This window comes from Amycolatopsis sp. VS8301801F10 (assembly GCF_046195355.1).
Lineage (GTDB): Bacteria > Actinomycetota > Actinomycetes > Mycobacteriales > Pseudonocardiaceae > Amycolatopsis.
In genome coordinates, this window is sequence record NZ_CP176065.1 from 5107536 (window position 1) to 5119914 (window position 12379).

General features: G+C 71.2%; 8 protein-coding genes. 7 read left to right on the top strand and 1 reads right to left on the bottom strand.

Annotated elements, in window-relative coordinates; all coding sequences use genetic code 11:
• Positions 1-339: 339 nt before the first annotated feature.
• Positions 340-783 (bottom strand): PaaI family thioesterase, encoded by a 444-nt coding sequence (locus F9C11_RS24260; RefSeq protein WP_409179659.1) that lies wholly within the window; start codon positions 781-783, stop codon positions 340-342.
• 63 nt (positions 784-846) lie between these two features.
• Between F9C11_RS24260 and polA the strand changes: the two genes are divergently transcribed.
• From polA to F9C11_RS24295, 7 genes are all read left to right on the top strand, one after another.
• Positions 847-3585, top strand: coding sequence for a DNA polymerase I (gene polA / locus F9C11_RS24265; RefSeq protein ID WP_409179660.1), 2739 nt, complete (start codon positions 847-849; stop codon positions 3583-3585).
• Positions 3586-3887: 302 nt separating this feature from the next.
• Positions 3888-4046, top strand: a complete 159-nt coding sequence (locus F9C11_RS24270) for a hypothetical protein (RefSeq protein WP_409179661.1) — start codon at positions 3888-3890, stop codon at positions 4044-4046.
• Positions 4047-4280: 234 nt separating this feature from the next.
• Complete coding sequence (locus tag F9C11_RS24275) at positions 4281-5909, top strand: serine protease (RefSeq protein WP_409179662.1); 1629 nt, start codon at positions 4281-4283, stop codon at positions 5907-5909.
• Complete coding sequence (locus F9C11_RS24280; RefSeq protein WP_409179663.1) at positions 5906-8170, top strand: tetratricopeptide repeat protein; 2265 nt, start codon at positions 5906-5908, stop codon at positions 8168-8170. The genes F9C11_RS24275 and F9C11_RS24280 overlap by 4 nt, the downstream gene beginning before the upstream one ends.
• Before the next feature lie 18 nt (positions 8171-8188).
• Positions 8189-9583: a VWA domain-containing protein gene (locus tag F9C11_RS24285; RefSeq protein WP_409179664.1), complete on the top strand. Its 1395-nt coding sequence runs from the start codon at positions 8189-8191 to the stop codon at positions 9581-9583.
• A complete protein-coding gene (locus F9C11_RS24290; protein ID WP_409179665.1) occupies positions 9580-10668 on the top strand; it encodes a hypothetical protein in 1089 nt (362 codons plus the stop codon). Before F9C11_RS24285 ends, F9C11_RS24290 begins: the two co-directional genes overlap by 4 nt.
• Entirely contained in the window at positions 10665-11966 is a 1302-nt protein-coding gene (locus tag F9C11_RS24295) for an ABC transporter substrate-binding protein (protein ID WP_409179666.1), read from the top strand. Before F9C11_RS24290 ends, F9C11_RS24295 begins: the two co-directional genes overlap by 4 nt.
• Positions 11967-12379 lie beyond the last annotated feature (413 nt).

Here is a 12379-nt window from a genome sequence, read left to right on the forward strand (position 1 = left end):
GCGACATCGCCGTTTTCAGTGGTTGCGTGGCACCCCGATTTTTCAGTGTGACTACGGCGCGGGGGTGCTTGTCAAGGCGGGAAAGATGCCTTGACAAGCACCCCCGCGCCGTGTTTTCGGCTTCGTATCGGGGGCGGGGGAGGTGTGGGCGCCTTAACGGACTGGCCGCACCGGCTGCGGCTGACCGGTGGGCCGATGCCCTAGAACTCAACTCGACCCAAGACCCGAGATCGCGCCGGTCTCTTCCCGCTCGGTTCGCACGGCCCCCCGGGCCGGGTGAACCGAGCGGGAAGAGACCGGCTTGAAGGCGATCTCGGCGCCTCGGCGGAGCCGAGGCAATCAAATACGACCTGGCGGGCGGTCCCGCACTACGCAGGTGAGCCTGGCGGTGCAGGTGCGGCGGCCTTCGTCGTCGGTGAGCACGATTTCCGACGTGATGGTGCTGCGGCCGACGTGCAGTGGGGTCGCCACGCCGGTGACGGTGCCGGAGCGGACTGCGCGGTGGTGGGTGCAGGACAGTTCGAGGCCCATCGCGGCGCGTTCGGGGCCCGCGTTGAGCGCGGCCAGCACCGAGCCCAGTGCTTCGGCGACCGTGGCGTTCGCGCCGCCGTGCAGGAGGCCGTAGGGCTGGAGGTTGCCTTCGACCGGGATCGTGCCGACGACCCGTTCGGGGGTCAGCTCGATCAGCTTCAGCCCGATCTTGTCGTTCAGCTGCTGTCCTGCGGCCGCGGGGTCCACGCCCCCGAACTGGCCCGGCGTGATTTCCGCCGTCTGCTCGGTCACTCTCTGCTCCTCAACCGTATGCGACACGCAAGAGTGTCAGACCCTCACCCTAGACTCGCCCCCGTGAGCCCGACCGAGAACCGAACCGTTGCCAACGCCACAGGCGCCGCAGTCGCGCACGACCGCCCGCGGCTGCTGCTGATCGACGGCCATTCGATGGCCTACCGCGCCTTCTTCGCCCTGCCCGCGGAGAATTTCCGCACGAAGACCGGGCAGGTCACCAACGCGGTCTTCGGCTTCACCTCGATGCTCATCAACCTGCTGCGCGACGAGAAGCCGACGCATCTCGCGGTCGCCTTCGACCTGTCGCGCAAGACCTTCCGGTCGGAGACGTACGCCGACTACAAGGCCAACCGCAGCACCACGCCGGACGAGTTCCGCGGCCAGGTCGACCTGGTCAAAGAGGTGCTCGACGTGCTCGGCATCCCTTCGCTGACGAAGGAGAACTACGAGGCCGACGACGTCATCGCCACGCTCACCACCCAGGCTGGCGACGGCTACGACGTCCTCATCTGCACCGGCGACCGCGACGCGTTGCAGCTGGTCAACGAACGGGTGACCGTTTTGTACCCGAAGCGGGGCGTCTCCGACCTCGTGCGGTTCACGCCGGACGCGGTCGAGGAGAAATACGGCCTCACCCCGGCCCAGTACCCGGACTTCGCGGCGCTGCGCGGCGACCCGTCGGACAACCTGCCCGGCATCCCCGGCGTGGGGGAGAAGACCGCGGCCAAGTGGATCCGGCAGTTCGGCACGCTGGCCGACCTGATCGACCGGGTCGACGAGGTCAAGGGCAAGGTCGGCGAGGCGCTGCGGGCGAACCTGTCGTCGGTCCAGCTCAACCGGCAGCTCACCGAGCTGGTCCGGGACGTGCCGCTGGAATCGGCTCCCGACCAGCTCGAGCTGCGCCCGTGGAACCGCGAGGCGGTGCACCGGCTCTTCGACGAGCTGGAGTTCCGCGTCCTGCGCGACCGGCTTTTCGAGACCCTGAGCAGCGCCGAACCGGAGGCCGACGAGGGCTTCGAGGTGTCCGGCTCCGCGCTCGCGCCGGGCGCGCTCGGCGCGTGGCTCGAAGCGCACGCCGGCGCGGCACAGCCGGTCGCGCTGTCGTTCCGCACCACCGGCTCGTCGGTCCGCTCCGACCTGAAGGCGGTCGCCTTCGCCACGGCCGACGGCGAGGGCGCGTACGTCGACGTCACCGCGATGGACGAGGCGGACGACCGGGCGCTGTCGGCCTGGCTGGCGGACCCGGAGATCCGCAAGATCGGCCACGACCTGAAGGTGCCGCTGCACGCGGTGCGCGCCCGCGGCTGGACGTTCGCCGGACTGAGCATGGACACCGCGCTCGCCGCGTATCTCGCGCGGCCGGGCCAGCGCACGTTCGGGCTCGACGACCTGGCCCTGCGCTACCTGCACCGCGAGCTGCGTTCGGAAGCCGGCGACGGCGACGGTCAGCTGTCGCTGCTCGACGGCGGCGCGGACGAGCTGGAGCAGAAGGAAATTTCCGCCGAACTGGTGAAGGCGCGCGCGGTCTTCGAGCTGGCCGGCGCGCTCGGTTCCGAGCTGGAGGAACTCGGCGGCGCGAAGCTGCTCGCCGAACTGGAACTGCCGCTGCTGGAAGTGATCACCGAACTCGAGGCGGCGGGCATCGCGGTCGACACCGACCAGCTCACCGAGCTGGAGGCGCACTACCTCAGCCGGGTCACGCAGGCCGCGGAATCGGCGTACGAGGTGATCGGCAAGCAGATCAACCTCGGTTCGCCGAAGCAGCTGCAGGTGGTGCTGTTCGACGAGCTGGGCATGCCGAAGACCAAGCGCACCAAGACCGGCTACACCACCGACGCGGACGCGCTGCAGTCGTTGTTCGAGAAGACCGAGCACCCGTTCCTGCAGCACCTGCTGGAACACCGCGACGCGACGCGGCTGCGCACGACGGTCGAGGGCCTGATCAAATCGGTCGCCGACGACGGGCGCATCCACACCACGCTGCAGCAGACGATCGCGGCCACCGGACGGCTGTCGTCGATCGAGCCGAACCTGCAGAACATCCCGGTGCGCACCGAGGAAGGCAGGCGCATCCGCGACGCGTTCGTGGTCGGCGACGGCTACGCCGAGCTGATGACCGCGGACTACAGCCAGATCGAAATGCGGATCATGGCGCACCTGTCGAAGGACGAGGGCCTCATCGAAGCCTTCAACAGCGGCGAAGACCTGCACACGTTCGTCGCGTCGCGCGCGTTCTCCGTGCCCGCCGCGGAAATCACGCCGGAACAGCGCTACCGCGTCAAGGCGATGTCGTACGGGCTCGCGTACGGCTTGTCGGCGTACGGCCTGTCGCAGCAGCTGAAGATCTCCACGGAAGACGCGAAGGAGCAGATGGAGGCGTACTTCTCGCGGTTCGGCGGGGTGCGCGACTACCTGCAGTCGGTCGTCGGAGAGGCCGCGAAGTGCGGGTACACCGAAACGATCTTCGGCCGCCGCCGCTACCTGCCGGACTTGAACAGCGACAACCGCCAGCGCCGCGAAATGGCCGAGCGGATGGCGCTGAACGCCCCGATCCAGGGCAGCGCGGCGGACATCATCAAGGTGGCGATGCTGAACGTGCACCGCGCCCTCGCCGAAGCGGGCGCGCGCAGCCGCGTGCTGCTGCAGGTCCACGACGAACTGGTCCTCGAAATCGCCGACGGCGAGCGGGCGGACGTCGAGAAACTGGTCCGCGAGGGCATGGGCTCGGCCGCGGAACTGGCGGTGCCGCTGGAGGTTTCGGTCGGCTACGGGCGGTCGTGGAACGAGGCGGCGCACTGAGCCGCGCCCGGGTCCGCCGACCGGCCCCGGGCGCTCCGGCGCGGGTCCGGATTCGGCCGCGCGGTCGCGAGTCCGGGGTGCTGCTGTGCATGGCGGCAGGGGGTCTCGGGGCGGGAATTGTCGCTTGGGCAACGAGGTCGGCAGTGAGTACGGCTGGGGGAGCGTGAATGCGTGACCGGGTCCGGTTTCGGCCGCGCGGTCGCGAGTCCGGGGTGCTGCTGTGCATGGCGGCAGGGGGTCTCGGGGCGGGAATTGTCGCTTGGGCAACGAGGTCGGCAGTGAGTGCGGCTGGGGGAGCGTGAATGCGTGACCGGGTCCGGTTTCGGCCGCACAGTCCCGAATCCGGGGCACCGCTGTGCACGGCGGCAGCGGTGCGAGCCGGAAACAGCCGCTCGGGCAACGAAATCAGCACGGAATCCGGCTGGACGAGCGCGAATCCGCGCCAGGGCTTCGCCGTCTGACCCACCCGGCCCGCTTCCTGTCCGCAGCGGGAAGCCCGGCCCGCCCGAGCGGCAAAAGCACGAACGCCACCAAGGGTTTGTTGTCCGCTCGCCACCACAGAATCACTCCCCGAAACCAGCGTCACCCACGAGAAGTGCTGCCACGCCGCTGAACGGGTGAGCTTGCTGCTCCAGCGTGGGCCACTTTCCGCGAACGCCGCCCGGCCCGCCGACCGCCCGGCGTAGGGTCCCCCCGTGGGGTACCAGGCCGAGCGTCGACGCTGGCGGGTTCGCCTGCGCGACCGGTTCGGCGGGATCCGCGGGGCAGGCACCATGCTCGACGAGGACCATGTGCTCACCTGCGCGCACGTCGTCGAGCGGGCGGGCGGGCCGGACGCGGACGTCCTGGTCGACTTCGTCGGGCTGCCCGGCACGCCGGTCGCCGCGGGGCGCGTCCTGCCGGGCGCGTGGGTGCCGCCGGGGCCGGACGAGCGCGGCGACATCGCGGTGCTGCGGCTGGCCGAGCGGGTGCCGGGAGCGGCGGGTGCTCCGCTGTACCGGATGCCGTTGTCCGACGGCCAAGCCGTGCGCGCCTACGGGTTTCCGGCGGGCGCGGACGAAGGGCTGTGGACGTTCGGCGAACTCGCCGGCGAGGGCGGGCCCGGCTGCGAATGGGTGCAGCTCGGCCGCAAGAACGACGACCAGCCGATCACCGGCGGCTTCAGCGGCACCGCGGTTCTCGACGAGGAGACCGGCCGCGTGGTCGGCATGGTCGTGTCCCGGTACCGGGCCGAGGGCGAGCGGGTCGCGTGGATGATCCCGGTCGAGACGATTCTCGGCTATCTCGGCGCGGACCGGTGGGGGCGGGGAAGCCCGGCGGTCGACCATACTTTCGGCCGCGAGCTGGACCGCGTCGCTTACGACCCGCAGTTCGCGCGCGAAGTCGTGGGCTGGTTCGGCGAGGGGCACGGCGTGTGGATCATCGTGACGGGCGAGGCCGGGTCCGCGAAGGCCGCCGCGCTCGACCTCGCGGTGGTGCTCGCCGACCGCGAGCGTTCGGCCGCGGCGAACGAACTGCGCGACACCCTGGCGAAGGAAACCTTGCCGCCGGCCGGAAGTGTCGATCTCGCGGTGGACGCGGCGGGCAAAACGTCGGCTCAGGTGCGGCAGCGGCTCGCGGAGCGGCTCGACCTCACGCTGGACAACGGCGGGACGCGGTCGGGCCTCGGCCGCACCGTGGTGGTGAACGCGATCGACGACGCGGCCGAACCGGAACGGCTGATCGGCGAGGTGCTCGCGCCGCTCGCGGATCGCGCCGCGGGGCTCGGGATCCGGCTCGCGCTCGGTTTCCGCCGGGAGTCGTCGCCGGGGCTGACCGAGTTGCGGTCGCGCCGGAGCGGAGGGCGGCCGGAAGGGCTGGCTCGCCGGATTTCCGCGCTGGAGAAGCAGATCGGGGAACTCGCCGGTCTCGAGGAACACATCGCCGAGCTGGCCCCGCGGTTCGCGGTGGGCGACGTTCCGCCGCCGCGCGTGCGCCGCCGCCGGGGCGCGGTGAGCCGGTTGCAGGAAGCCGCAGATCTCGGTGAGGTCGCGTGGGCCGAGCGACACGTCGAGGAAGTCGCCAAGGTGCTGGCCGCCGATCTGGCCGCGGCGAAAGCGGCCCGCGACCGGCTCGACGCCGCGCGCGACCGCCGCACCGAATTGCGGTTTCGCCTCGACGGTTACGGCGAGCGCGCCCGCGCCGCTGGCCGGGTCGAGGATCCGCTGCTGGATTCGTTGTATGCCAACGCCTGGCAGCTGCTGTACGAGGGCGCGTGCGATCCGGAGCGGGCCGCGGCGGCGGTCGAGGAGTTCGGCGCCGCGGTGCGCGAGGGGAACCGATGACCGCCTGCGCCCGCCCGGACTGCTCCGGCACGATCAGCCGCGCCGGATTCTGCGCGCGATGCGGCTGGGCCCCGGGATCCGAGCCGCAGAAACCGAAAGCCGACGCGACGCTCGTCATCCCCGCCCCGGGCGCGAGCCGGATCGCCGACACCGTCGTCACGCGGGAGCAGCAGACCGCCGGCCACGGCACCGGCGACGACTACGTCCCGCTGCCCGTGGTCGTCCTGCCGGACATCGCCGGCCGGGTCCTCGCGGATCCGCACGTCGCCGAGGACGAACGGTACTGCGGCAAACGCGGTTGCGGCGCGCCGGTCGGCCGCTCGATCGGCGGCCGTCCCGCGCGCACCGAGGGTTTCTGCTCGCAGTGCGGAACGCCGTTTTCCTTCTCTCCCAAGCTGTTTCCGGACGACGTGGTCGACGGCCGCTACCAGGTGCACGGCTGCATCGCGCGCGGCGGACTCGGCTACGTCTACCTCGGCACCGACCTGCGGCTGAAGCAGTACGTCGCGCTGAAGGGCCTGCTCAACACCGGCGACGAGGCGGCGGTGCGGATCGCCGAGACCGAAAGCCAGGTGCTGACCTCGCTCGACCATCCGAACATCGTGCGGATCCACGACGTGGCCACGCATCCCGATCCGCACGGCGGCCCGGACGCGCGCTACATCGTCATGGAGTTCGTCGACGGCCTTCCGCTCACCGAGGTGATGCGGCGCGGCCGCGCGATGCTCGACGGGCCCGAAGGCAGGCTGCTCGTCGAGCACGTCGTGGCCTACGGCCGGGAGATCCTCACCGCGCTCGGCTACCTGCACGACCAGGGTCTGCTGTACTGCGATCTGAGCCCGCAGAACGTGATCCACGGCGAGAAACGGGTCAAGCTGATCGATTTCGGCGCGATCCGCAAGATCGGCGACCAGACCAGCCCGATCGTCGGCAACCCGCGCTTCCAGGTCAGCGCGACCGAGCTGGACGAGCACGGGCTCACCGTGCGCTCGGACATCCACACCGTCGGCGCGACGCTGCGAGACCTGTTCCGCTGCAGCGACGGCTGGCCGCGCCCGGCCGACAAGCGGATCGCGCTCGGCGTCGAATCCTTCACCCAGGTGCTCGACCGCGCGACCGGCCCGTACGAGCACCGGTTCGCCACCGCCGGCGAAATGCTCGTGCAGCTCGACGGCGTGCTGCACGAAATCCTCTCGCTGCGCGACCGGCAGTCGCGGCCGTCGATCTCCACCCTGTTCACCGAAGCGGCGGTGCTGCTGGACGCCGGGCTCGGCCAGCCGCGGCCGGTCGGAGAGTGGGCCCGGCGCACCGCGGGCCCGCTCGGCGCGCTGCCCGCGCCGCTCGACATCGCGCTCGGGTTGCCGGTGCCGCACGAGGATCCGCACGACCCGGCGGTCGCCTTCCTGCGCACCGTACGGGCACCGGATCCCGCCCGGCTGCTGAAGAAACTCGACCGCGCGGATTCCACCGTCGAGGTGGAGCTGCGCCGCTGCCGGGCCTGGCTCGAACTGTCCGAAACGGACTCGACCGGCGCCGAGCAGGCCGCCCGGCGAATGGACGCCGCCGAGAAAATGCTCGGTGCCCGGGCCAAACACGACTGGCGGATCGCCTGGCACCGCGGGCTGGTCGCACTCGCCACCGGCGCGGTGGAGACCGCGCAAACCTGGTTCGAGCGCGTCCACCGCGACATCCCGGGCGAGGAGACGCCGAAGCTCGCACTCGGCCTGTGCGCGGAGCACTGTGGCGGCCCGAAGAAGGCGGCACGCTATTACGACGCGCTCTGGGTGCGAGACCACCTGCAGGTCAACGCCGTGTTCGGCCTGGCCCGCGGGCATCTGCAGCTGAACGAGCGCACGGCGGCGGTGGAACTGCTGGACCAGGTCCCGGAGTACTCGCGGCACGACGAAGCGGCCCGGATCGCCGGAATCCGCGTGCGGGCGGGCGTTCTGCCGGCCGGGGACGCGCTGCCCGGCATCGAGGACCTGACCGAGGCGATCGAGCGGCTGTCCGCGCTGGAAGTGGACCGCGACACCGCGGACCGGCTCACCGCCGAGGTCCGCGAGAGCGCGCTGCGGTGCTTCCTGGCCGGGATGCGCGGCCTGCCGCCCGGCCCGGTGCTCGGCGACCGCCTCGACGAGCACGGGCTGCGCCTGCTGGCGGAGCAGTCGTACCGGCGGATCGCGCGCCGGGCGGGTTCGGCGGAGTACCACGACGCGTTGGTCGACCGGGCGAACGAGACGAGGCCGACGACCTGGGTGTAGGCGGCGAAGGGGCGAGGGATGAGCAGGGGTTGGGACGTCGAGGTCCATCAGAACCGCTACCTCGGCGAAGGCGACACCGCGATGCAGGCCGTGGTCACCGTTTCCGCGCGCGAGAACGGCGACGCGGGGTCCCGGCCGCCCGGGGCGGAGGTGCTCCTGGTCGACTGCTCGACGTCGATGCGCTACCCGCCGACCAAGATCGCCGCCGCGCGCCGGGCGGCGGCCGCGGCGATCTGGGCCCTGCCGGACGGTGTCCGCTTCGCCGTCGTCCGCGGCACCGAACGCGCCGATCTGGCGTATCCGGCCGAACCCGGTCTCGCCGTCGCGTCGGAGGAAACCCGGGCGGCGGCGGTTGCCGCGGTGGAGCGGTTCGTCGCGGTCGGCGGCACGGCGATGGGCACCTGGCTGGAATGCGCGCGGCACCTGTTCGTTTCGGCGCCGGACGCGGTGCGGCACGCGATCCTGTTGACGGACGGGAACAACCAGTCGCAATCCGCGGAAGCGCTGCGTCGCGAATTAGACGCTTGCGAAGGCCACTTCGTCTGCGACGCAAGGGGAATCGGCGACGGCTGGCAACGAGCCGAACTGGTCGAGATCGGCCGGGTGCTGCGCGGCTCCGTCGATTCGGTGGTGCGCGACGAGGATCTGGTTGACGACTTCCGCGCGCTGATGGCGGCGGCGCTCGCCAAGGTGATCCCGTCGGCGCGGCTGCGCATCGGCGTCACCGAACAGACCACGCTGCGGTTCGTGAAGCAGGTCTGGCCGAGCGAATACGACCTGACCTCGCGCTGCGTTCCCGACGGCGAGCGGAAAGTGGTCCTTTCGCTCGGTTCGTGGAGCGCGGGCGAGACCCGGGAATTCCAGCTCGCGGTGGAGGTCTCGGCGGACCCGCCGCCGGAGTACGGCTTCGACCGGATGCTCGCCTGGGTCGAGGTCGACGGCGTCGCGGATTCAACGGTGCCCGTGCTGGCCCACTGGACCCGCGACCCGGTAGCCCCGACGTTGGTCGACCCGAAGGTGCGCCGGTACACCATGCACGCGGAGCTGAGCGAGGCACTGGTGAACGCCGACGAGGCGTACGCCGCGGGGGAGCACGCGCGGGCGGCGCGGGAATGGGGCCAGGCCGTCGAAATCGCCACGCGGACCGGCAACAAGGAGGTGCTGCGGCGGCTCGCCCGGGTAGTCGAGACGGACGAAGACGGCGTGCGCTTGCGTCCCGAGGTCACCCGCAGCGAACTGCTCAACCTGCTGGTCTCCACGGTCTCGAACGTCGGCGGCGAGCCCCGCGACGCCCGCCCCGCGTCGCCGCCGGACGCCGAACCGGCGGTCTGTCCCGGCTGCGAGACCCCGAATCCGTCCGGTGCGCGCTTCTGCGAGGAGTGCGGGGAGCGGCTGGGCGGAGGTGCCGCGTGACGCTGCGGACGCGGCAGGCGCTCGTGCGGATCCGGGCCGTGCTGCTCGCCGGGACCGTGGTCGCGCTGGTCACTTCGTCCCTGGCGGTGAGCGGCGTGGTCCGGACCGCCGAACAGGTCTCGTCCGCGACGAGCCGGGCGATCCTCGAGGTTGCGGCGGCGCGGGACGCCCTCGTGTCCGCCGACGCCGCGGCGGTCGCCAGTTTCGCGTCGGGCGAGGCGAAACTGGCCGGTCCCGGGCAGGAGTACGAAAACCGGATGGCGTCGGCGAGCCAGAGCCTCGCGCGCGTCGCGGAATTCAACCAGGCGGGCGACGCCGGCGCGGGAACTCTGCAGACCGTCGAAGGCCTGGTCGCGTCGTACTCCGGCGCGATGGGCCAGGCCGACGCGCACTTCCGGCAACCCGGCGGCGAACTCGTCGGGCTCGCCGACCTCTGGTACGCCTCGCGGCTGCTGCACGCACCCGACAACGTGCTGGAACTGCTGGGGAAACTGCAAAAGGACGAACGCGCCGCCCTGGACCGGCAGATCTCCGGCGCCGGCATGAGCGCGGGCCTGCTGATCCTCTGGCTGCTGCCGCCCCTCGTGCTGCTCGCCCTGCTGGTGGCCGCGCAAGTGTTCCTCCGCAGGCGATTCCGCCGCCGCGTGAACCCGCCCCTGCTGGGCGCGACCGTCCTCGGACTCGGCGTCGTCGCCGGCCTGCTGGCGGCCTTCGCCTTGGCCGGACGGCTCGACCCGGTCCGCACGAGCGTGGACGACGCGGTCGCCGTCCGGGAGAAAAGCATCGAAGCCGCGGAGGCCGGCGGCCACGCCCGCCTGGCCGCCCTCCTGCAGGAACGCTGCGGCCCGCCCGGCTGTGGGTCCACTGTGGACGATTTCCGCCGGCAAACCCGGGCCGCCGGCGATTCCGCCGCCCCCGCCCACAACGCGATCACCTCGGCCGCCCGCGCCGTGAAGACCGCCGGAACCGCAGCCACCGAATCCGGCGGCCTGCCGGTGCTGGTCCCCGCCGCCCTGATCCTGGCGGGCGCCCTGGTGGTCGCCGGGCTGTACCGGCGGATCGACGAATACCGGTACCGCGCATGAACTGTCCACTGTGGAAGAAGCTGCTCCTGCTGGCCGCCGCTGCGCTGGCAGCGACTTCGTCGGCGTGCGGAGTCTCCGCGGGAAGCAATGCCCTGCAAGTGCTCGGCGTGTGGACCGAAGGCGAGGAAGCCGCCTTCAACCAAGTCAAGCAACGATTCGAGGAGAAGACCGGCATCGAGGTCCGCTACCAGGGCACCCGGGCCGTCGAACAGGTCCTGGCCGCCGACGTCCAGCAAGGCGCCGCCCCGGACATCGCAGTCCTGTCCAGCCCGGGCCTGCTGGCCGACTACGCCCGCCGCCAGGAAAGCAAACCCCTCGACTTCCTGGAACGGAAAGCCGAATCCTTCTACGGCAGGCAATGGGTCGACCTGCAACGCCTCGGCACCGGCAAGCTCTACTCCGTCGCGGTGAAAGCGGACCTGAAGAGCGCGATCTGGTACCGCCCGGCGACCCTCCCCGGCCCGAAACCCACGACCTGGCCGCAGCTGGTGACCCTGGCGGCCGGCCAGCACCCGCCGTGGTGCCTGGGCCTGGCCGCCCCGCCCACCTCAGGCTGGCCGGGCACCGACTGGGTGGAAGACATCCTGCTGCACTCCGCGGGCCCAGAAACCTATCGCCAATGGGCAGCGGGCACCCTCCCGTGGACCTCGGACCCCGTACGCAAAGCCTTCCAAGACTGGGGCGCCCTGGTCGTCCGCCCCGGCGGCATCCAAGGCGGCGCCCCAGCCGCCCTGCTCACCGACTTCCGCGACGCGGCCCGCCCCCTTTTCGCCGACCCGCCCGGCTGCCGCATGGAACACCAGGGCTCGTTCGCGATGGCCAGCTACCAAACCATGCACCTGCACAACGAAACCGGCCCCCGCCCGCAACCAGGAATCGACTACGACTTCTTCCCGTTCCCCGGCTCCGGCGCCTCGGAGGTCTCAGCAGACCTGGCCGCGATGTTCTCCGACACCCCGCAAGCCCGCCAGTTCCTGGACTTCCTGGTCTCCCCGGAAGCCCAGCAGATCTGGGCGGGAAACCCGAACGCGACCGCCTTCTCCGCAGGTGCCGCGGTAGCGAAGGACGTCTACCGGGACCCCGTGCGAAAAAAGGTCGCCGACACCCTCACCTCAGGAAAACCAGTCTGCTTCGACGCCTCGGACCTCATGCCCAAAACCATGACCGGCGCCTTCTACCGAGCCACCCTGGAATACACCGCGGACCCAGCCCAACTGGAAACCCTGCTAACCCGCCTGGACGACACCCGCAAAGCCATCCCCAAAACCGAATGGCTCAACGTCCCCTGCGGACAGTAATCGCGAACCGCCACCGCCGCACCCACCGATGGAAGCACCCACCCCGCCCCCCAACCCCGATACGAAGCCTCCCTGCGGTTCGGGGGTGCTTGTCAAGGCATCTTTCCCGCCTTGACAAGCACCCCCGAACCGTCAGCACGAATAAAACTTCGGGGTGGTGCGCCCGCCCTCCCGGCGCAATGTCGCCGCCAGGCGACGAGCCGCCGCCCCCACCCCCCGGGGATTCACCCGCCCGCCTGCCCGGTCAGCGGTACCCCGACCCCAGCCGCCCCGCTTAGCGTGACCCACGCAGGAATGACCGACCCGGAAGGACCGAGCCATGATCAAGCGCCTGTTCCAGACCGTCCTGCGGCACGGATGCTGCTCCGCCTGCACCGGCAAGGGCTGCGGCTGCTGCGCCAACTGCCACTGAC

Coding starts and splice junctions, on each gene's coding strand:
- F9C11_RS24270 (WP_409179661.1), top strand. CDS start 3,888: ATGCGTGACCGGGTCCGGTTTCGGCCGCACAGTCCCGAATCCGGGGCA.
- F9C11_RS24280 (WP_409179663.1), top strand. CDS start 5,906: ATGACCGCCTGCGCCCGCCCGGACTGCTCCGGCACGATCAGCCGCGCC.
- F9C11_RS24285 (WP_409179664.1), top strand. CDS start 8,189: ATGAGCAGGGGTTGGGACGTCGAGGTCCATCAGAACCGCTACCTCGGC.
- F9C11_RS24295 (WP_409179666.1), top strand. CDS start 10,665: ATGAACTGTCCACTGTGGAAGAAGCTGCTCCTGCTGGCCGCCGCTGCG.